Origin of the sequence: Enterococcus caccae ATCC BAA-1240 (genome assembly GCF_000407145.1) — a bacterium.
GTDB lineage: Bacteria > Bacillota > Bacilli > Lactobacillales > Enterococcaceae > Enterococcus_L > Enterococcus_L caccae.
In genome coordinates this window covers 430745-453474 of record NZ_KE136474.1, presented here as the reverse complement: position 1 = coordinate 453474, position 22730 = coordinate 430745, and the positions used below count along the sequence as shown (strand labels likewise).

At 36.4% G+C, this 22730-nt stretch carries 17 protein-coding genes; 7 read left to right on the top strand and 10 right to left on the bottom strand.

Annotated features, from left to right (window positions below):
* The first annotated feature begins 3 nt into the window (after positions 1 to 3).
* Positions 4 to 4290 (top strand): LPXTG cell wall anchor domain-containing protein, encoded by a 4287-nt coding sequence (locus I580_RS12550; RefSeq protein WP_010770259.1) that lies wholly within the window; start codon positions 4 to 6, stop codon positions 4288 to 4290.
* Between the two features lie 1018 nt (positions 4291 to 5308).
* On the opposite strand, the gene I580_RS12545 is transcribed toward I580_RS12550, so the two are convergent.
* The 4 genes from I580_RS12545 to mnmE all read right to left on the bottom strand — a co-directional run bounded on the left by I580_RS12545 (position 5309) and on the right by mnmE (position 10101).
* Positions 5309 to 6067, bottom strand: a complete 759-nt coding sequence (locus tag I580_RS12545; RefSeq protein WP_010770260.1) for a peptidoglycan amidohydrolase family protein — start codon at positions 6065 to 6067, stop codon at positions 5309 to 5311.
* A 64-nt stretch (positions 6068 to 6131) separates the two neighbouring features.
* Positions 6132 to 6476, bottom strand: a complete 345-nt coding sequence (locus tag I580_RS12540) for a hypothetical protein (protein ID WP_010770261.1) — start codon at positions 6474 to 6476, stop codon at positions 6132 to 6134.
* A 315-nt stretch (positions 6477 to 6791) separates the two neighbouring features.
* Positions 6792 to 8690 carry a tRNA uridine-5-carboxymethylaminomethyl(34) synthesis enzyme MnmG gene (mnmG, locus tag I580_RS12535; protein ID WP_010770262.1) on the bottom strand — a complete coding sequence of 633 codons (1899 nt, stop codon included), beginning with the start codon at positions 8688 to 8690 and terminating at the stop codon, positions 6792 to 6794.
* A gap of 13 nt (positions 8691 to 8703) precedes the next feature.
* Positions 8704 to 10101: a tRNA uridine-5-carboxymethylaminomethyl(34) synthesis GTPase MnmE gene (mnmE, locus tag I580_RS12530; protein ID WP_010770263.1), complete on the bottom strand. Its 1398-nt coding sequence runs from the start codon at positions 10099 to 10101 to the stop codon at positions 8704 to 8706.
* 327 nt (positions 10102 to 10428) lie between these two features.
* On the opposite strand from mnmE, the gene I580_RS12525 reads away from it, so the two are divergent.
* On the top strand, positions 10429 to 10770 hold the full coding sequence (locus I580_RS12525) for a hypothetical protein (protein ID WP_010770264.1): 342 nt from the start codon (positions 10429 to 10431) through the stop codon (positions 10768 to 10770).
* Between the two features lie 642 nt (positions 10771 to 11412).
* On the opposite strand, the gene jag is transcribed toward I580_RS12525, so the two are convergent.
* The 4 genes from jag to rpmH all read right to left on the bottom strand — a co-directional run bounded on the left by jag (position 11413) and on the right by rpmH (position 14570).
* Positions 11413 to 12180 carry an RNA-binding cell elongation regulator Jag/EloR gene (jag, locus tag I580_RS12520; protein ID WP_010770265.1) on the bottom strand — a complete coding sequence of 256 codons (768 nt, stop codon included), beginning with the start codon at positions 12178 to 12180 and terminating at the stop codon, positions 11413 to 11415.
* 15 nt (positions 12181 to 12195) lie between these two features.
* Positions 12196 to 13023, bottom strand: a complete 828-nt coding sequence (locus I580_RS12515) for a YidC/Oxa1 family membrane protein insertase (RefSeq protein WP_010770266.1) — start codon at positions 13021 to 13023, stop codon at positions 12196 to 12198.
* Positions 13024 to 13038: 15 nt separating this feature from the next.
* Complete coding sequence (gene rnpA, locus I580_RS12510; RefSeq protein ID WP_010770267.1) at positions 13039 to 13377, bottom strand: ribonuclease P protein component; 339 nt, start codon at positions 13375 to 13377, stop codon at positions 13039 to 13041.
* A gap of 1058 nt (positions 13378 to 14435) precedes the next feature.
* On the bottom strand, positions 14436 to 14570 hold the full coding sequence (gene rpmH, locus I580_RS12505; RefSeq protein WP_010762140.1) for a 50S ribosomal protein L34: 135 nt from the start codon (positions 14568 to 14570) through the stop codon (positions 14436 to 14438).
* Positions 14571 to 15387: 817 nt separating this feature from the next.
* Here rpmH and dnaA point away from each other — a divergent pair.
* Positions 15388 to 16731, top strand: coding sequence for a chromosomal replication initiator protein DnaA (gene dnaA / locus I580_RS12500; protein ID WP_010770268.1), 1344 nt, complete (start codon positions 15388 to 15390; stop codon positions 16729 to 16731).
* Positions 16732 to 16930: 199 nt separating this feature from the next.
* Entirely contained in the window at positions 16931 to 18061 is a 1131-nt protein-coding gene (gene dnaN / locus I580_RS12495; RefSeq protein WP_010770269.1) for a DNA polymerase III subunit beta, read from the top strand.
* A gap of 88 nt (positions 18062 to 18149) precedes the next feature.
* Here the strand turns inward: dnaN and I580_RS12490 are convergent, their stop codons facing one another.
* Complete coding sequence (locus tag I580_RS12490; protein ID WP_010770270.1) at positions 18150 to 18752, bottom strand: DUF2812 domain-containing protein; 603 nt, start codon at positions 18750 to 18752, stop codon at positions 18150 to 18152.
* A 9-nt stretch (positions 18753 to 18761) separates the two neighbouring features.
* Positions 18762 to 19070 (bottom strand): PadR family transcriptional regulator, encoded by a 309-nt coding sequence (locus tag I580_RS12485; RefSeq protein ID WP_010770271.1) that lies wholly within the window; start codon positions 19068 to 19070, stop codon positions 18762 to 18764.
* A gap of 340 nt (positions 19071 to 19410) precedes the next feature.
* Between I580_RS12485 and yaaA the strand changes: the two genes are divergently transcribed.
* From yaaA to gyrB, 3 genes are read left to right on the top strand one after another with little or no spacing between them, the layout of a single operon-like run.
* Entirely contained in the window at positions 19411 to 19653 is a 243-nt protein-coding gene (gene yaaA / locus I580_RS12480) for a S4 domain-containing protein YaaA (RefSeq protein WP_010770272.1), read from the top strand.
* Positions 19640 to 20767 (top strand): DNA replication/repair protein RecF, encoded by a 1128-nt coding sequence (gene recF, locus I580_RS12475; protein WP_010770273.1) that lies wholly within the window; start codon positions 19640 to 19642, stop codon positions 20765 to 20767. Before yaaA ends, recF begins: the two co-directional genes overlap by 14 nt.
* On the top strand, positions 20764 to 22713 hold the full coding sequence (gene gyrB / locus I580_RS12470; RefSeq protein ID WP_010770274.1) for a DNA topoisomerase (ATP-hydrolyzing) subunit B: 1950 nt from the start codon (positions 20764 to 20766) through the stop codon (positions 22711 to 22713). The genes recF and gyrB overlap by 4 nt, the downstream gene beginning before the upstream one ends.
* Positions 22714 to 22730 lie beyond the last annotated feature (17 nt).

Below are 22730 nucleotides of genomic sequence, written 5' to 3'. Positions count from 1 at the left end.
TTAATGAATGACTCATTGAAAAAAAGTTCGTTTAAATTTTTGTTATTTTCAAGCGTAGTTCTAATTGCAGCTGGTGGCCCTGTACACGCTTTAGCTACAACATTGGAGCAGAGAAACCAATCAGCTCAACCAACGTTGGAAAAAGATTATAAGAGTATATTAGAAGAATATACAACCGCTAAAAAAGAATACGATGATACAAAAAAAGCGTACGATACTGCATTAGAAAACTACAATACCTCTAAAAGTGTGGCTGATAAGACGTATGAAGCAGCTGATACACTTAAAACAACTTTAGATGAACTAAAAAAAACCTACCAAACACAGTTAACGATTTTTGAAGAAGCGACGAAGACTTATAACGCACATAAAGCTACATATGAAACAAATAAGTCCAACTACGAAGCACATATTGAAACTTATAATGAAGCCAAGGTAGCTTATGAAGCAAAACAAGCTCTGTATCAAGATGCAGAATCAACGTTTCTCGATATGCAAACAAAATATTTAAATGCTCAAGCTAACTACGAAACATTGAACAAAGAGGCTGAGAAAAAAAGAGCACTCTATGAAAACTTAAGAACCAAGTATGAAACAAACCGAAAAATTTACGAAGATGCTGCAACAGCTTATAGAACAGTTCAAACAGCATACAACAAAGCCAAAAGTAAGTACACTACTCAACTAACAGACTATAATTCACAAAAACTTTCTTATGAAACGCTACTTAACAACTATAATACTAAAAAAACAGCGTACGATATAAAAGCAACAGAATTCAATCTGGCAATAACGTCATACAACACCTTAAAAACAGAACTTGAAACAGCCAAAACAACCTATACCGAAGTGAAATCAGATTATGATAAAGCGCTCGAAGAATATAATAGACTGTTAAACGAATTTAATGAAGCTAAAACAAATTATATGACGGATAAAGTAGCTTATGAAAAACGTCTATCTGATTTAGCGATATCAATCAGTGACTATGAACAGAAGCTATCTGAGTATAAAAAGATCAAAGAAAATTATAATACTACAAAACAGGCGTACGAAAAAGCCAAAAAAGACTACGAGACTTTGTCTAGTCAATTAAAAGAATCAGCAACTCAATATGAACTTGAACGTACAACCTACGAAACCAAAAAAACAGCCTTTGATCAACAAACCAAAGCATATGAAACAACTAAAACGACCTACGATCAACAAAAAGCTGAATATAATACTAAACTTACCGCGTATGAAACTGCTTTGAATAATTATAATGAAAAAAGAGCAGCTGCAGAAGCGATTCTAAAACAGTATGAAGAAGGTACAGTAGAATATTCAACAGCTTTAGCAGCCTATAATGAAAATAATACTCGCTATAACGAAGTAAGTAAGGAATATCAACAAGTAAAAGAACAGTCAAATCTACTCACTACGAAGTTTGAGGAAGTTAAAACCGCATATGAAACTGCAACAGTTGATTACCAACAAATTGCCACTTCCTATCAATCTATCAAGCAAAAATATGAGACACTTGTGGCACAATGTGAACAAGCGAATGTTGACTATCAAAAATTAGAACAAGACTACCACACACTCAGTATTGATTACGCACAAGCAATGAATGTCTATGCTGAAACAGAAACTGCTTACCAAGCAACAATCGCAGAGTCTACCAAAGTAAACGTTCAGTATGACCAGTTAAAAGAATCTTACAATGCTGTGTCTGAGAAATTTATAATCGGATCAGAAGCTTTTGGTGTTATCGAAGCGAAATACACCGAGGCCAACAAAACATATGAAATTGTCAATCAAAAATACGAAACAGCACGTGCCAAATATGACTATCTTTTGCCAAAATATCAAACATTAACAGAGGAATTAGCACAGCTAAAATCCGATCTAGCTACAGCTGAAACATCTTTTACTAAGTTAGGCGAAACACTAGAAACAACGACAAAACAATACACCGCTTTAAAAACACAGTATACTGAGACAAAAGTAAATTATGATAAAGTCACGAGCCAATTTGCTAATTTAAATGCAGAATATGCTATCGCCGAAACAGCTTATACAACAGCCGCACACGCAATTGCCACAGCGAAAGAAACTTTTGAACTTCGCGAAAAAGAATATACTGCTTTAGCTACTGACTACCTTGATCTAAAAATTAAATATGAAGAAACTCTAAAAATCTATAAGGTAACTTTGACTAATCTGGGTGAAGTTACCGATGAACAAAAAGTTCATGAAAAAGAGTTTGCTACTGTTTCAAAAGAGTACGCAGACTTAACGACCTCTTTTAAAGAACTTTATACAAAATACGAAGGTGTTGATAAAGCATACGCTGCTGCGAATGATGCATGGAAAGTAGCTGACGCTGACTATCAAATTGCTGCAAGAAAATTAGAAACCCTTAACCATGACTATGACAAGGCGCTTAAACTATTTACAAATCTAAAAACTAAGTATGATCTTGCAAAAGAAAGTTTCATTACAGCCACAAAACCATATGAAGACGCTCTTGCGGCTTACGAGAAAGCTGTTATTGCTAAAGACGAAATCAATGATGCGATTACCAGTATGGGGAATGTTCTTGCTGACTTTCCAGCTGACAAAATTACACAAGAAAATCTTGAAAATATCCCAGCTGACTTAGCAGTGTGGCAAGCAGAATATGATAGTGCTAAAGAAGCTTTAACTAACGCTCTAAATGAATCATGGACTGTCATTATGGATTACCAAGACAAAAATGATACTTACAATGCTAGTTCTATTAAACCAGAAACTGTAGAAACCCTTATTTACGGACCAAAAGATTTTCAAACTGACTTGACAAATTTTATTGCTGAAGCTGAAAAAATAATGAAAAAAGATATTGATAATGCTGAAGCATATCAAATGTATTATCAAGCTTATTCTGATTACCTTATTGCTTTTGAGAAGTATACAAATGGTTGGAAGCCTAACAATATTGGCGATCCCAATAATGATTTTGAGAATATATGGAAACCAACAATTAATGCTTTATATACAAAAGATTTTACCCATATAGGCTATACAGATGAGCAACTAAAAACAATTTATGGGACAGAACAATGGGAACAATTTGTAGCTGACTATACATCCAAGGGGAATTCAGCCGTTGAAAAAGTCAAGCAATATGTTGCATATCTATTAGAGGTAGCTTCTGACTGGGAAGCTGAAAAAGTAAAATTAGAAGATGAGATCAACAAGTTTAATAAAGCCACAGGGAATAATGTTGCATTTTCAAGAAAAACAGACTATATTACTGGAACAGCTCCTATGGCTCAGAAAGGACTAGTAGACGCTCAAAATTTTAATATATCAATATTAACTTTATATGAGATTGAAGATGATATGTCAGCTTATGACTGGGTACGTGAGACTCTTTTTTCAAGTTCATTACAATATCAAGGAAGCATTAGTGGACAGACTACCGTTGAGAAGGTCATCATTCCAAAATTTAATCTCGGAAAATTCGAAAAAATTAATTTTTTACACCTAAAAAAAATTAATCCACCAGTTATCCCAACAGTACCTGATCTACCTAAAGATCCTATAAAGCCAACAGTGCTCAATGTGCCTAAAAATGTAGATAATGTAACCGAACCAACTAACTCTGCATTAGCGCCAGCTGCCGCTTCTACAAAAATAATTGAAGAAATCACGGGCATTAATCTACCAACATTAACAGAAGAGCGTGCATCTACTCCTATTGATTCAATTACAGAATTAGAAACTTCTGAAAATGTCACTGATGTCGAATTAAATAGTGAAGAAGCTGAAGGAAGCATTCAACCTGGCGCTCCTGTTGAGTTAAATGATTTAGACGGCGTGACTAATGTAGCTCCTTTAGAACAACCTAAAGAATTAGAAGAAGCACCGATCGCCGAAGCACCAATTATTCCAGAAGTTACAGCACCAGAATTAGTTGCTCCAGTAACTCCACCTGTAAAACAACCAATTGAGTTTACTGCACCGACTAAACCTAATGAACTGGAAGCTCCTGCCGCAACAAATATAGCCAAAGCGCCCGAATCATTAGTGGCGCCTAAGAAGAAGGAAGAAACTCAAGAGAGCACTGTAGCTACAAGCGTTAAGCTTAACACGGCCTCTGATCCTTTAAATAAAACACTACCAAATACTCGTTCTGAAAGAAAATTACCAAATACTGGTACAGAAACTTCTTTATTGGGACAAGGAATAGGCGCCTTTATGGCCACTGCGGCTGGATCTCTACTTTTCTGGAAGAGAAGAAAAGGAAAAGATAGTAAATAAAATTCGATGCCCATATTACAACAAATTATTACAAAAACAAGCTACCCTTCAAAAAATTTTGAGGGGTAGCTTGTTTTGAGAAGTGTTTCTCCATTCGCTCATTTCTTACTCTGTTTGGCTTACAATTCCAATGATGAATAATCGATCTGGCTGATTGTATTGATTTTTACTTCTATTATTTTTAAGCTTCGGCTTTTGGTAATTCATTAGTTATAAAACTACTCCCCCGCATTGTTTACCATCTGCTCTAGCTCAGCCTATCATAGTCTTTCTATTTTTAGTGCTTGATGTAAGCGTAACGAAATGGTGGGATTCACAAGTATAGACACTTCTCACACTACGTTCGCCAAGTATTGCTCATCATCTGCTCTAGCTCAGCCTGTCATAGTCTTTCTATTCTTAGTGCTTGATGTAAGCATAACGAAATGGTGGGATTCACAAGTATGGACACTTCTCTCACTGCGTTCGCCAAGTATTGCTCATCATCTGCTCTAGCTCAGCCTGTCATAGCCTTTCTATTTTTAGTGTTTGATGTAAGCATAAAAATGGTGGGATTCACAAGTATGGACACTTCTCTCACTGCGTTCGCCAAGTATTGCTCATCATCTGCTCTGTCATAGCCAATCGCAGTGATTCGCAACAAAATACCCACTCTTTGGGGAAGAGTGGGAAAAGGAGTTAAAAAATGAAAAAGTGTTTTGTTAGGGTTGTTTGTTTGGTATGAATATATAATAACCCGAAATTATGACTTTTTTGTGTTGAAAATTTGGCTTCTTTATTACAATTGTTTGGTGAAACTCTGATTTTCTTTTCACTTTCTATACGCTATCAACTGTTGATTGTTTTTACTACTACTTTTACGTTATGTATCGGAAAGAACCTCCAAGTATTCTTGAGCCAAACCATTCAAGAATTGCTTCCTCACAATATATCATCAAGCCACCTTTCATCATACTCAGTGCATAATCCAAATGTAAAGTATTTGGTTGTGGTACTGCTACATAAGTGATTACATATATTAATTAAAGAATCCTTTTCCCCACGTCGTATCTGTTCGATCATCATCTTGTCCTACTGCAACATAACGGCGTGCACCTCCATGACTGATATAACTGATCCAAACATAGCCATTACTGTGAATGTAGTGATCATAATGGATTTTCATACCAGGTAAATAATAATCAAGTGCTGGACTGGCCGTATCATCTGGATTAGTATCTCGGCTAACCGCTAGTTTTCTGTCTGGATAAAAGGTACCAATCATTGCTACCAGACCTGTCTGTTGTCCTCCTGGTGTTGGTTTTGGCTTAGTAGACTGTGGTTTGGGTTGAGGATCTATGTTTTTTCCGTAACGATAAATCGTAATAGCAGGACAACCATTAATCCCCCAAATCGTATCATGATCATTGATTGTGATACCATTATAACCGTAATTACAGTGAATAATGTTGTCTTGATCATCTATAAACATTCCTGTATGACCAGCAGCTCCTCCTGATGCTCCACGATTTCCCCAGATAAAAATATCTCCTTTTTTAGCTGGATAATTCCCACTTCCATTTGCTGGTACCTTGCTCCAACCTGAATTTTCTAAATGCGTGAAAAGCGTATCTGTATTGCCCATCGCACTACTCTTAAAAAAACCACCACTGATCAAAGCGAAATAAACAGCGCTAGAACAGTCATAACTGTTAGGCCCTAGCCTTGCATTCATCGAGTATGTGACTTTTCCTTTTCGGTCTGTCATCCATTTAATCATTTTTTCTATATTTGTCATTTTTTTCACTCCTTATTTTAAAATCGTATGAGCTTGTTGGCTCATAAAGCTAGCAAATTTTTTATCATAAAATTGTTCTTGCAATTTCTTGAACATTTTGAAGAATCTGTTCATCTTCCATCCAATTGTCAGATTGAATCCATTGGTAAATCAGTTTCATCTTTTCAGGCGTTTCAGGATCTTTATTGATTAACTGCTCTGACTCCACTAATTCATAAACAAGTGTATTGATAATATCTACATCTAATTCCTTTTGCATTTGTAGAATATAAGTCAATGGAGGATTCCAGTGGTGACTGGCAGCTAATTTTGCTTTTCCTCCAACTAAATCTGACCAGTTTAGTTCTTTTTTTATTCTTATTTCATCGATTACTTGCCAGAAATCATCAACTGTTTTGATTGTACGCATGGGTCTTTACTCCTTTGTTTTGTGTGACATTGATGCATAGCTATCTATGCATGTTTTCTGTATGTTTCAATCTTACTCTGTTTTTATGTATAAGGACTTTTAATTTACTGTTAAAAGTCTCCCGAAACTCTCTTACATTTATTGGTATATAGTGCACGTTCGCGAATGTTTCACATGAAACAAACTAAAAAAGGAGGCAGCTTCGTTATGAGCTCCCTCCTTCTATCTGTTATTTAGCTTAGTTTTCAACTTACTTTAAGCTTAGTACATTCGATCATTAAATTGAACAGGAAAAATTAGTTAAAATAACTGATTTTAAGACTGTATCTTTGCGATCCTTCCTTGTTCAATATAAACCATCAAAATCGAAACATCTGCTGGGTTCACACCACTGATTCGACTTGCTTGCGCAATCGTTTCTGGCTGAATTTTTTGCAATTTTTGTTTTGCTTCTGTTGCTAGCCCATTGATTGCAGCGTAATCGATGTTTTCTGGAATTCGTTTCGCTTCCATACGTTTTAATTTCTCAACTTTTTCTAAAGCTTTTTTGATATAGCCTTCATATTTTAGTTGAATTTCAACTTGCTCAATGACTTTATCATCCAATTCTACCTCAGACGCTGGGATAAACTGTATCACTTCATGATAGCTCATTTCTGGGCGTTTTAAGAAGTCTCCAGCCAAAACCCCATCTTTCAATGGAACTGAACCTTTCGCCTCTAAAAACGCTTGTACATCCGTTGTAGGCTTCACTCTAACTGAATTCAATCGAGCAATCTCCGCTTCGACTGCTTTTTTCTTTTCAAGATAGGCTGCATATTGGTTTTCTTTAACTAAACCTATGTCATATCCTTGTTCTGTTAAACGTAAATCAGCATTATCATGACGTAAAATCAAACGATATTCTGCTCTTGATGTCAGTAAACGATAAGGTTCATTCGTGCCTTTTGTGACTAGATCATCGATCATTACCCCGATATAACCATCGCTACGTTTCATAACAAACGGTTCTTTATCTTGAACTTTTAGCGCTGCATTGATCCCAGCAATCAGACCTTGACCTGCTGCTTCTTCATAACCACTGGTACCGTTTGTTTGTCCCGCTGTAAATAAACCATCGATCACTTTTGTTTCTAACGTTGGGCGCAATTGATGCGGTACGACAACATCGTACTCGATCGCATAGCCTGTTCGCATCATCTCTGCTTTTTCCAACCCTGCAATTGAATGTAGAATATCTGTTTGGACATCTTCTGGTAAGGAAGTAGAAAGCCCTTGAACGTAAACTTCTTCCGTGTTCAACCCCTCTGGCTCTAAGAATAATTGATGGCGAGGTTTGTCAGAAAAACGAACGATTTTATCTTCGATTGAAGGACAATAACGTGCACCTACTCCTTCTACGATTCCTGTAAACATTGGTGCGCGGTGTAGATTCTCTTGAATAATTTCATGGGTTCCTTCATTCGTATAAGTCAGCCAGCATGAACGTTGGTCTAAATTATACGCATCGTCTGGTGTGCTGAAACTAAAATGATTGGGTTGTTCATCACCAGGTTGTTCTTCTGTGACAGAATAATCGATCGTGCTAGATTTCACGCGAGGTGGTGTTCCTGTTTTGAAGCGATCCATTTCAAGTCCTAATTCTTTCAGATGATCTGCTAAACCAATGGATGGTAATGAATTGTTCGGTCCTGAAGAATATTTCAATTCACCGATGATGATTTCACCACGAAGTGCTGTTCCAGCTGTAATGATTACTGCTTTACTATGATATTGTGCCCCTGTGGTTGTGATAACACCTTTACAAATACCCTCTTCAACGATCAAGCGTTCCACGATTCCTTGACGTAATGATAAATTGTCAGTGCGTTCGATCGTGTGTTTCATTTCAGTCGCGTAGGCGTGTTTGTCCGCTTGGGCGCGCAAGGCGCGAACGGCCGGACCTTTTCCTGTGTTTAGCATCCGCATTTGGATGTATGTTTTGTCTATATTGTGACCCATTTCGCCACCTAGTGCATCGATTTCTCGAACCACGACGCCTTTAGCTGGACCTCCCACAGATGGGTTACATGGCATAAAGGCCACCATATCTAAATTAATGGTTAATAGCAGTGTTTTGCTGCCCATACGAGCGGATGCTAAAGCGGCCTCTGATCCTGCATGGCCTGCTCCGACTACGATTACATCATAAGATTCTGCTTTAAATTGATTCATCGACTCTTCCTTTCTATTTCCCTAAACAAAATTGACTGAATAATTGGGTGATCAGTTCATCTTGGACACTGTCCCCGACGATTTCACCTAAAAAGTCCCAACAGCGGGTCATATCCATTTGAACGAGGTCGACTGGCATTCCAGCTTCGATTCCTCTGATCACTTCATCCAGCGCTATCGCTGCTTGATCTAATAATGCGATATGGCGGGTGTTGGATACGTATGTGGCATCTTTTTCCCCCGTTTGGCCGCCGAAAAATAAATCAGCGATTTTTAATTCTAATTGTTCCAACCCTGTATTGGATAAAACGGATACTGGTAAAATCTCTTCTTCTTTCACAAGTTGCTTTAATTTATCTCGATCTAGTTGAGAAGGTAAATCCATTTTATTTAACAAAATGACACGTTTTAAGCCTTCTGTAGCAGTTAATAATTGACGATCTTCCTCACTTAGCGGCTCATTCTGGTTAAGAACCAGTAGAATCAAATCAGATTCAGCTAATGCTTTACGGCTACGTTCTACGCCAATCCGCTCCACGATATCTTCTGTTTCTCGGATACCTGCTGTATCGATCAATTTTAGTGGTACACCACGAACATTGACGTACTCTTCGATCACATCACGAGTAGTTCCAGCAATATCTGTGACAATCGCTTTTTCTTCACGAAGCAAATGATTCAATAAGCTCGACTTTCCAACATTTGGACGTCCAATGATTGCTGTGCTTAGACCTTCACGCAAAATTTTTCCTTGCTTCGCTGTTGTCAATAAGCCTTCGATCTGCGCTTTAACGAATCCTGCTTTTTCCAGTAATAATTTTGTTGTCAATTCTTCTACATCATCATATTCAGGATAATCAATATTGACTTCAACTTGCGCTAATGTCTCTAAAATTTCCTGTCTTAACGAACGAATCAAAGAAGATAGATTTCCATCCAATTGATCCAAAGCAACATGCATTGCTCGATCTGTTTTCGCTCGAATCAAATCCATCACAGCTTCTGCTTGGGACAAATCCATTCGTCCATTTAAAAAGGCTCTTTTTGTAAATTCACCAGGTTCAGCCAAACGTGCGCCTTCTCTTAACAATAGTTGTAATAATTGATTAACAACGACAATTCCGCCGTGACAGTTGATTTCAACAACATCTTCTCTGGTAAATGTTTTTGGTGCTTTCATGACGGAGACCATCACTTCATCTAGCAAACTGTCATCTTTCGGATCAAAGATATGACCATAATGGATCGTATGAGTTGGTACCTCTAACAATTGTTTGCTACCTGAACGATAAACCTTATCTGCAATGGTGATTGCTTGCTCACCACTTAGTCGGACAATACTGATTGCTCCTTCACCTGGAGGCGTTGAAATTGCGGCGATCGTATCAAATTCTAACGTTATTTGTTGCATGCTTAACTTCCTTTCATTGAGGTTTTAAAAAAACTTATTTAAAAATGACTACTTTTCCCATGGTTTTCTTGGATTTCAAGCGTGACATCCTTATTTTTACTATGTATAAAACAATTTTTGGCTACAAAAAAAGCGCCCACTCCACCCCTATTTTTTCAGGTTGGATCTAGCACTTTCACTGCATCAATTCCTATTATTTTCTTGACATAGAATAGCATATTTTCCTATTTTTCGCAACATTATTTGTTTGCTAAAAGCATTCGTTAACTTTGCATTTCTTTCAGATTGTCTTTAAAATAAATTTAATAAAGCAAGGGGGTTCTTAAAATGAATCGAGCAAAAAAAGATGAGCTGAATGAGCAAGAATTAGAAAATCGTTTAAATGGCATTACATTATCTACAGGAAATGTCAGCAAAAAATATATCGTTCGTGATATCGTTTTTGCAACAGATCGAATTGAAACAGACTTATTTTCACCAAATGTCAATCCAAATGATGTATTCAGTGGTGTTTACCGCCAATTAAAAGTAATTGCGTTTGAATATGAAGCGGATGCAGTGATCAATTGCCACTTTGAAGAAAAGTACGTGGAATATCAAGGGAAATGGGTCGTAGAAATATTTGCTTATGGCACTGTGGTTCAGTTTACTCAGACAACTATTGGCTGATTTTATTTGTAAAAAAGATTGAGACGGAAGTGTTTATTTTCGAAGCCTTCAACTCTTAGTGCTTTAGTATTTAGAAAATAAAGGAAGCAAGGTGGCTTTCAGCCACCTTGTAATGTGTTGCATCAAATCACTTCGTTCTTCATGATGTACAACAATGTGATTGGAGTGAAACGTAGTACTTGCTTTAGCTCTACCGCTTATTCTGATTCCTTGTAGCTGGGATGTAACTCGTAGAGTTATGTCCCAGCCATTTTTTTATGTTTTACAATTCTACTTTTTTGATTCTATTACTGTGATCAATCATTATCGTTTATCCCTGTTAGTTGCTATCCTTATTATGCCTTATGCCCAAAAAAATTATTTTCGTTAAGTTTCATTTTTCTTACGATCACATGACTTTTATCATGTATAGATAGGTTAGTCCACGTAAAAAACCTGATCCTAAAAGAACCAGGCTGGAAGAAGCACGAATGCTCCAACTACTTTATCATCGTATTTTGTACGTTGATAAGAATGATTTCGTTTAAAATATACTTTGTTTAACAGTGTTTGTCAATGAATTTTTTTAGCGAAATTATCCGATACAAATAAAAAGTCCTCCTTAAAAATGAGTTTTTTAAGGAGGACTTTTTTGCTTGTTTATTAATATTTTTTTACTGGTTCGACAACCAGATAACGATACGGTTCGTCGCCTTCTGAATGTGTTTTTATATGGTCATCTTTACTCAAAGTAAAGTGAATTTGTTTTCTTTCAAATGCCGGCATTGGTTCTAGAAAAACAGGACGACCAGTTTGCTTAACCTTTTCTGCTGTTCTTTCTGCTAGACGTTGTAAAATTGCTTGGCGTTTTTCACGATAATCACCAACATTTACCACAACAGATAATTTATTTTCTGCCACACGATGAACAAAAACTTGAGCTAAATATTGCATTGCATTTAAAACTTTGCCATGTTTACCGATCAGGATTCCTTGTTTATCTGTATCTAGATGGAAAACCAACAAGCCATCCTTACGCTCTAAACGAACTAAAGCTGGTGCATTTAACTCCTTTGAAATATTGGTTAAATACATAGCTAATTCAGTGATTGCTTCTTCATCTGCTAAGTTCTCCAAGACTTTTGATTCAGAGGATTCAGACTTAGTAGTCAACAATTCTTCAACAGCTGTTTCTGTTTTTACTTCCTCATCTGTCACAATGATATCTTCAACTGTTTCGGCAACTGCTTCAGCGATTTGTTCGCTGACAGTTGGCTCGATCGATACTTGAGCTAATTTTTTACCCAAGCCCAAGAACCCTTTTTTAGCCTCTGCAATCACGTTGATCTCTACTTCTTCTTTTGACAAATTCAGTGCAAGCAACCCTTTAGTTGTTGCTTCTTCAATTGTGTTTCCCTCATAAACCGGCATCTGGAAAACCTCCTTTTATTTTTTCTTATTTTTTTTCTTAGGATTCATTGCTTTCTTCAATGCACGTTCGCGCTCTTTCGCTTGTCGCTCCGCTTCAGCACGTTCTTTACGGATTTTAAATGGATTGTTGATCAATAATGTTTGACCCACTTGGAACGCGTTAGAGACTACCCAGTAAAGTGATAATCCACTAGCTAAACTCATCCCCATGACAAAAATCATAACGGGCATTACAAAATTCATGGTTTTTAATGAAGCATTTGATTCGATCTGACTCATACTAGTGAGATACGTGCTAGCAAATGTAAAGACTGCTGCTAGAATTGGTAAAATCAGATACGGATCGGGTTGACCTAGGTTCAACCACAAGAAACTTCCCTGTTTCAATTCTGGTACACGTGAAATCGATTGATACAGCGCCATCATGATCGGCATTTGGATCAACAATGGTAAACAACCTGCATAAGGGTTTACATTATTTTCAGCGTATAATTTTTGTTGTTCTTCACGGAATAAGCGTTGTGTTTCTGGATCTTTTGATGAATATTGCTTCTGTAACGCTTTTAATTTGGGTTGTAACTCTTGCGTTTTGCGCATGCTTTTTGTTTGGAAATGCATCAATGGTAATAAAATGATCCGAATCACTAATGTAAATAGGATGATCCCAATACCAGTATTTGCTGAAATGGATAAAAATTTGATTGCCTCAGCGAAATAATAGACGATATAGCGGTCCCAAATTCCTGTACTGCTCTCGTTAATCGGGGCGGTTCCACAGGCAGACAATACAAAAACAAGTGTAACTAGGCCTGCCATCAATAATAAGCGTTTATACTTCTTCACAAAACTGTTCCTCTCTTAGTTCAAAATTTTTGCAAGTTTTAGCACATGGATCAAATTGCGATGAATTTCTTCAGATGTTAACTTGTCAACACCAGGTCTTGCGATAATAATAAAATCACATGTTGGATCGATCGATTCTTTTAATTGATAAACCGACGTTCGGATTTTACGCTTAACAGCATTTCTGACAACCGCATTTCCAATTTTTTTTCCAACGGAAATTCCAACCCGAAAATGCTTTTGTTCTGGTTTTTCCAATACGTAAACAACAAATCTGCGATTGGCACAAGACTGTTTGTGTTGAAAAACTGCTTGAAATTCACTTTCTTTTTTTACTCTATAGGATTTTTTCATCGGCATCCCTTTGTTTCTTTCTATCTTTCTTTTTTGCTCACTCTATAATAATAGCATATTTCGGATATTTTTTTTCAAAATTAAGGGAAAATATCCAGAGATTTTGGCAATAATGACTCTAATTTCATATATTATCATTTTTTTGGTTTTTTTTCACTTTATTTTATGGGATCGCGAGATTTTTTGGGGTTGATCAATATTTAGAAAATGGTGAATTCTAAACAAAATGGAGTCATGTAGAATGCGCAATTTTTTTCACAAGTGAATCCTTATACTTTTCATTACTACTGTAATACTTTTTTAGCTTTAGTTTTTTTGGTAATCTAGGTGGTCTACTAGTAGGGTAACTTCTCTCACTTCGTTTGCTAAGTAGTGTGAACCATTTACTCTGGCGAAGCTAACCGTATTCCTTCTATCTTCAGTTTTTTAGCAATTAGAGATCGATGAAATCAAAACGACGTGGCGCGATTCACTAGTAGGGTAACTTCTCTCACTTCGTTCGCCAAGTATTGTTCATCATCTACTCTGGCAAAGATAATCGTATTCCTTCAGCCTTCAGTTCTTTAGCAATTAGAAATTGATGAAATCAAAACGACGTGGCGTGATTCACTAGTACTGTAACTTCTCTCACTTCGTTCGCCAAGTATTGTTTATCATCTACTCTGGCAAAGATAATCGTATTCCTTCAGCCTTCAGTTCTTTAGCAATTAGAGATTGATGAAATCAAAACGATGTGGCGTGATTCACTAGTACTGTAACTTCTCTCACTTCGTTCGCCAAGTATTGTTTATCATCTACTCTGGCAAAGATAATCGTATTCCTTCAACCTTCAGTTCTTTAGCAATTAGAAATTGATGAAATCAAAACGACGTGGCGTGATTCACTAGTACTGTAACTTCTCTCACTTCGTTCGCCAAGTATTGTTTATCATCTACTCTGGCAAAGCCAGTCGTAGTGATTCACAACAAAAGAACCCTTTATTATCCCCGCACATACATTGTGAAGATAATAAAGGGTTCTTAGTTTGAACTTGATTCGTTATTTAAAGTCAACATAGATTATGCTGAAATAACTTTTCTGCCTTTACGACGTCTGCTCGCTAATACGTTACGACCATTTTTTGTGCTCATACGTTTACGGAAACCGTGAACTTTTTGACGTTTACGTTTGTTTGGTTGATACGTTCTTTTCATCTCTTGTTCCACCTCCTGAAATTGTAACTATCCATCAATACATAGACATACTTTGATAGTATAACTAGTATTAGGTCCTTTTGTCAATAAATTTTCGGGAATTAATTTTTACTCTTCACTAAATAAGTTATCCACAAAACAGAAAAAGTTAGGGATAAGTTGTGGATAGTTTTTTTTGTGGGGAGATTTCATTTTTAGTTTTCAGTATACTTTTACACAAAAAAACAGGCTGTTAAAAAGTTATGCACATTCGATTTTAAAATTGTGCATAACTTTTGAAAAAGCTTATTCTATAGACTTTTGTTTTACAGAATCTGTTGTGGATAAATAAAATAAGACGAAGGAATCCACCGTTTTTTTTCGCTTTGTGGATAAGTTTATAACCCTCTGTGAATTTTTTTTCCACAATTCACAATTTGCCTGTGGAAAAAGTTGCAAAAAAATGCTAAAATTCTATTTGCTTATCTATTTATCGTTGTTCTGCTATTTTATATAGAAAAATTTATTTTTACATCGACGGTACATAAACTTGTTTCTCCGAAAACAGAAAAATTCTGAGTGCCAATAACCATAAAGTATATTTCTGCTTAAGTTAGACAAATTCGTTGCGCTTTTCAGCGCGGGATCTACGTATAATTTCTAGCTTCACGGACTAAACAAGCCCACTATGCTTTTATATCTATCTAGCTGCACGAGCCAACTCTTTGGAAAGAAGATAAACTAGGAATGAGGCAAACAGCCCCTTCGTCATCGTTTCCTATTATTTTCTGTCAGAGGTAAGCTGCTTGTTCCGCGTTTATATTAAGGAGGTCACCATATGCCCGATATGGAAAGTTTCTGGAGAGATCTGGAAGATACTTACCAATCTGTTTTGTCTGCACCTAGTTTTGATGCTTGGATAAAAACAACACAACCGCTAAAGTTGGAAAATAACCAATTATGGTTAGAGGTTCCTTCTGCTGTTCATAAAGACTATTGGGAAAAGAATTTAGCCGCAAAAATCGTTGAAACTGGCTTTAAATTGACTGGTGCTGAAGTAATGCCTCATTTTGTTGTTACTGGTGAGAAAGAAACGATGCCGGTTCAAGAAGAAAAAAAGGCCCCTGTGACACAAGAAAAAATTGCAGAGCATGGGAAGAAAGCTTTATTGAATCCAAAGTATTCTTTTGACACATTCGTTATTGGAAAAGGAAATCAAATGGCGCATGCTGCAGCATTAGTTGTAGCCGAAGATCCTGGTTCTATTTACAATCCATTATTCTTTTATGGTGGTGTTGGTCTAGGAAAAACCCATTTGATGCATGCAATCGGTCATCAAATGCTGCAAAATCGACCAGATGCTAAAGTAAAATACGTCAGCAGCGAAACATTTACAAATGAATTTATCAATTCTATCCAAACCAAAAATTCAGAACAGTTCCGAAAAGAATACCGAAATGTTGATTTGCTATTAGTCGATGATATTCAATTTTTAGCTGAAAAAGAAGCAACATTAGAAGAATTTTTCCATACGTTTAATGATTTGTATAATGAAAATAAACAGATCGTATTAACAAGTGATCGACCGCCAAACGATATTCCAAAATTGCCTGAGCGTTTGGTTTCTCGCTTTGCCTGGGGGCTGTCTGTCGACATCACGCCACCAGATTTGGAAACACGAATTGCTATTTTGCGGAAAAAAGCGGATGCAGAACGACTTGAAATTCCTGATGATACGCTAAGCTATATCGCAGGACAGATTGATTCTAATATCCGCGAATTAGAGGGTGCATTAGTGCGCGTTCAAGCTTTTGCTACGATTAATGGTGAAGACATAACAACCAGTCTTGCTGCAGATGCTTTGAAATCCTTAAAATCGGTCGGCAGTCAACATCATTTATCCATTTTACAAATCCAAGAAGAAGTGGCAAAGTATTACCATATCCAATTAAAAGATTTAAAAGGCAAAAAACGCGTAAAATCCATTGTTGTTCCTAGACAGATCTCGATGTATCTTTCTAGAGAGATGACAGATAACTCTCTACCAAAAATCGGGGCAGAGTTCGGCGGAAAGGATCATACCACGGTCATCCATGCTCACGAAAAAATTCAGCAATTAATGGAAAAAGATCCGACAATTCAAAAAGAAGTTGGAGAAATCAAAAACTTGCTTAATTCCTGACCTGTGGATAAAAAAGAGAAAAAGGAAAAAGTTTTCCACAAGTTATACACAGGTGGAAAACTCCTATTTCATTTCGTTTCTAGACTTTTCCACAGAATTAACAAGCCCTACTACTTTTATTATTTATTTATATATAAATACAAAACTGTCTTAGCAAAATTAATGCTTTTAAAATCAATTAAAAAGGAGTTCTATCATTATGAAATTAACTGTAAAAAGAAATACATTCTTACAAGAATTACAAACCGTTCAAAGAGCCATTTCTTCTAAAACAACTATCCCTATTTTAACAGGTGTAAAAATTGTTTTAACGGATGAAGGTTTATCCTTAACAGGTAGTAATGCAGATATCTCTATTGAAAGTTTTCTAAGTAAAGAAGATGAAAAAGCTCAAATGACAATTGAATCTACAGGAAGTATTGTTTTACAAGCTCGCTTCTTTGGTGAAATCATTCGTAAATTACCTGAAGAAATGTTCACACTTGAAGTACTAGAAAATAATCAAGTAGCGATTACTTCAGGAAAAGCTGACTTTACTGTTAATGGCTTGGATGCAGATAATTATCCACACCTTCCAGTTATTGATGCTAAAAATCAAATTCAATTGCCTGTTCACCTGTTAACAAAAATTATCAATGAAACAGGATTTGCTGTTTCTCTTCATGAAAGTCGTCCAATTTTGACGGGTGTTCACTTTATATTAGAAGATCAAAAATTATTAGCTGTTGCGACAGATTCACATCGTTTGAGCCAACGAATCATTCCCATTGAACAAGCAGCTGAAAACTTCAATATTGTCATTCCAGGAAAAAGTTTGACTGAACTTTCTCGTTCATTTACAAATGAAGAAGAAATGGTCGAAATCAGTATCATGGAAAACCAAGTACTGTTCAAAACTCAAAATATGTATTTCTATTCTCGTTTGTTAGAAGGAAATTATCCTGATACAAATCGTTTGATTCCGACAAGCTTTAATACAGAAATTGATTTTTATGTACCAGAATTATTATCAGCTATCGATCGCGCCTCTTTATTGTCACATGAAGGCCGCAATAATATCGTTCGTTTAGCCATTGCTTCTGATTCTGTTGTTCTTTACGGAAACTCTCCAGAGATCGGTAAAGTGGAAGAACCGCTAAATTATGAAAAAGTAACTGGTGACCCATTAGAAATTTCTTTCAATCCAGATTATATGAAAGATGCATTGCGTGCTTTTGGCGATATGAGTATTACCGTTAAGTTTATTTCTGCAATCCGTCCATTTACATTAGAACCGACAGAAACCGATTTAGACTTTATTCAATTGATTACACCTGTTCGTACAAATTAATAAATTTAGAAAAAAGAGAGTGTGAAAAACTGAAATTCAGTTTTTCACACTCTCTTTTTTTTGGGGGTTAAGATCTGAATAAGAATAATTATCCATTCTCATATTTCTTGATCAGTTTTTTTGCTTTGGTTCCCATCATCGTATAGTATATAGCGCCAAACATAAAAAACATCAGTGGCATTATCTGTAGTAACAAAAAGAATGTTTGTACAAGAATCATTCCAAATAGTTGTAGGCCAGTATATTCCCAAAGACTTGGGGTTAAATACCAAGAAGAAATATTTTCAAAAGAAGGCTGAACGATAAAAAAGTATACAATCATTAGTCCCATCCATAACATCGCTTGATTATATAAACGCTTATAGCGTTCATTACTTGATGAAGTATCTGAAAATATATCTAGCTCTTGATTTTCACTATTCAAGGGTAAAAAAAATTGAAACCCACTATGTTTAGTGCCGCTGATATGCTGCCAACCACTATCTTCAAATAAGGTCAGATAAGCCATATAATCAGCCTTCTTTTTGAATAGTTGATAATCAATTCTATAATTCAGAACTTTTGAGGCTGTCTTTTCAAATGTATAGATTCCCCATGCATTATATTTTACTAGTGTCCAGCCTTTGTTTGCCATTTCATTTAAGTAGTGTTCTTCATTTTTTATATCAATAAATAATTTGAATTTTTTCATCTGGTCCTCCTATAATAATTGATCAGCAAGTGCTACTAATTCTTTTAGTCGTTTGACTTCAAGTTTTAAAACATCTTTACCAGTATTTGTTAATTGATATACCCGCCGCCGTTTATCTTCTCCTGGGACCTCACAAATCAACTTTTGTTTTAATAAATTTTCTGTTGCACCATACATTGTGCCTGCCGCAATACGTACTCGACCATTGCTTATTTCTTCGACTTTTTGCATGATGGCATATCCATGTGAAGGTTCAATCAGTGATAGCATAATATAAAAAGTTGTTTCAGTTAGAGGCAAGATTTTCTTAATATCCATTTATCATACACCTTTATATCGTTATTTTTATACAGTTAAACTGTATAGTTGCATTGTATATCGTCGAACGGTATAAGTCAATTCTTTATTCAGATGATTTTCGCATATAACTATTATTTATGATAAACAAAATGAAAATTGCTGAAAAAAAATTTCGAGAGACCCAACTTACAAATTTATCCTTAAAATGCATTTTAAGCCTTTTTTAATCCTCAGAATATTTTTTGTCGATTAGATTCAAAATTGCTTAGAAACAAAATTAGAAGGATAAATTTGTTTTTTGACATAAAAAAGAGTATAATATAAGAGTAAAAGTGAAAACAAAAAAGAGGGATGCATTTTGAAAAAGACGATTGTTTTAGAAACTGACTACATGACACTTGGTCAAGTCTTAAAAGAAGTTGACGTAATCAGCAGTGGCGGTGCTGCCAAGTGGTACTTAGCTGAAAATAGTGTTTTCGTAGACGGGGAGTTAGAGAATCGCCGCGGCAGAAAATTATATGCTGGTATGATGCTCGAGATACCTGAAGAAGGTACTTTTTTTATGGTCAAAAAAGGCGAGGCAGTCGATGAGACTGAATGAAATCGAGGTACAGCATTATCGTAATTATGATGGGCTGAGCTTAGATTTCCCTAAAACCTTAAATATTTTTCTAGGAGAAAATGCACAAGGTAAGACTAATCTTTTAGAAAGTATTTATGTTTTAGCGATGACCCGTAGTCACAGAACCAGTAACGAGAAAGAATTGGTTCATTGGGATTCTGATTCAGCAAGAATCAGCGGAGTGATTGAAAAGAAGACAGGAACGGTACCGTTGGAAATCATGATTTCCAACAAAGGTCGCAAGACCAAGGTCAATCATATTGAACAAAAACGTTTAAGTTCATATATCGGTCAGCTGAACGTCATTTTATTTGCACCAGAAGATTTATCGCTAGTTAAAGGCTCACCGCAATTACGTCGTAAGTTTATCGATATGGAATTAGGTCAAGTCAATCCAATTTATCTATACGATCTGGTTCAATATCAGTCTGTCTTGAAACAGCGGAATCAATATTTAAAACAATTAGCAGAAAAAAAACAGTCAGATCTTGTTTATCTAGATATTTTGACAGAACAATTGGCAGAATTTGGCGGTAAGGTTTTGTTTGCTCGTCTCGAATTTATTCAAAAATTAGAGCACTGGGCGAACTTACTGCACAAGAAAATCAGCCATGAAAAAGAAGAATTAGCGATCGATTATTTTTCAAGTATCCCATTAGACAAAGAACATATTTCACTAGAAGAGATCCAAAAGCAACTGCTACAGAGCCTTCTTGACAGCCGAAAACGAGAATTATTTAAGGCGAATACCTTTTTAGGACCTCACCGAGATGACCTAATTTTTAATGTAAACGGACAAAATGTCCAGACATACGGTTCACAGGGACAACAAAGAACCACAGCTCTTAGTGTAAAGCTTGCGGAAATTGATTTAATGTATTCAGAAACAGGCGAATATCCTGTTTTGTTATTGGATGACGTCATGAGTGAATTAGATAATGAACGACAATTACACCTGCTAGAAACGATTGAAGGAAAGGTCCAAACTTTTTTAACAACAACTAGTTTGGATCATTTAAACAATAAATTAACTGTTGAACCAGACATATTTCATGTTCATCAGGGAGAGATAGAGAGGGAAGCATCTATATGACAGAAGAAGAAAAAAACATGAAAGAACGTGCCCAAGAATATGATGCCAGTCAGATTCAGGTATTAGAAGGTCTTGAAGCAGTTCGTAAGCGTCCTGGTATGTACATAGGATCGACGAGTTCAGAAGGGTTACACCACTTAGTTTGGGAGATCGTGGATAATTCCATCGATGAAGCTTTAGCTGGATTTGCGTCAAGTATCCAAGTAATTATTGAACCAGATGACAGTATTACTGTTATCGATGACGGTCGAGGTATTCCGGTCGATATCCAAGCAAAAACTGGACGTCCAGCGGTAGAGACAGTCTTTACTGTACTTCATGCTGGAGGGAAATTTGGCGGTGGCGGATATAAAGTTTCTGGTGGGCTTCATGGGGTAGGTTCCTCAGTTGTTAATGCTTTGTCAACAACGCTTGATGTAAAAGTTTACAAAGATGGCAAAGTGTACTATCAAGAATTTCAACGTGGTGCTGTCGTCAATGACTTGAAAGTGATCGAAGACACAGATCGTCATGGAACGACGGTCCATTTTGTGCCAGACCCAGAAATTTTTACAGAAACGACGATTTTTAACTTTGATAAATTAGCAACTCGTGTTAGAGAATTAGCTTTCTTGAATAGAGGATTAAAAATTTCTATTGAAGATAAACGTGAAGAAACACCCGTTTTAAAAGAATTCCACTATGAAGGTGGGATCAAGAGCTATGTTGAGCATCTAAATGCCAATAAAGATGTCTTATTCCCAGAACCCATTTTTATTGAAGGGGAACAACAAGATATTACAGTCGAAGTGTCTATGCAATATACAGACGGCTATCATTCAAATCTGTTAAGTTTTGCTAACAATATTCATACGTATGAAGGTGGAACCCATGAATCAGGGTTTAAAACGTCATTAACACGTGTGATCAATGATTATGCTCGCAAACAAAAGATCATGAAAGAAAATGACGATAACTTAACTGGGGAAGATGTTCGTGAAGGGTTGACTGCGGTTATTTCGATCAAACATCCAGAACCTCAATTTGAAGGACAAACCAAAACAAAACTAGGAAACTCAGAAGTTCGTACGGTTACAGACCGTTTATTCTCTGAGTATTTCAATAAATTCTTGATGGAAAACCCAACTGTTGGGAAACAAATCGTAGAAAAAGGTCTACTTGCTTCAAAAGCTCGTATGGCTGCTAAAAGAGCGCGTGAAGTGACTCGTCGTAAAGGCGCGCTTGAAATTAGTAATTTACCAGGTAAATTAGCCGATTGTTCAAGTAAAGATCCTGAAAAATGCGAAATCTTCATCGTCGAAGGAGATTCTGCCGGCGGTTCAGCAAAACAAGGCCGTAGCCGTGAATTCCAAGCGATTTTACCGATTCGTGGGAAAATCCTAAACGTTGAAAAAGCCAGCATGGATAAAATTTTAGCGAATGAAGAGATCCGTTCGCTATTTACAGCAATGGGAACAGGCTTTGGTGCAGATTTTGATGTATCAAAAGCGCGTTACCACAAACTAGTGATCATGACCGATGCCGATGTCGATGGTGCACATATTCGTACGCTGTTATTGACATTGTTCTATCGTTTCATGCGCCCAGTTGTTGAAGCTGGCTATGTTTATATCGCTCAACCACCGTTATATGGGGTCAAACAAGGAAAAAATATCACATATGTTCAACCAGGAAAAAATGCTGAAGAAGAATTAGCTCAAATCCTAGCTTCTCTACCAGCTAGCCCTAAACCAAGCGTTCAGCGTTATAAAGGTCTTGGGGAAATGGACGACCATCAATTATGGGAAACAACTATGGATCCTGAAAGACGCTTGATGTCACGTGTCAGTGTTGATGATGCGATTGAAGCCGATCAAATTTTTGAAATGTTGATGGGTGACCGAGTTGAACCACGCCGAGCATTTATTGAAGAAAATGCCCATTACGTGAAAAATCTAGATATCTAATGAAGAAGGAGACAAAT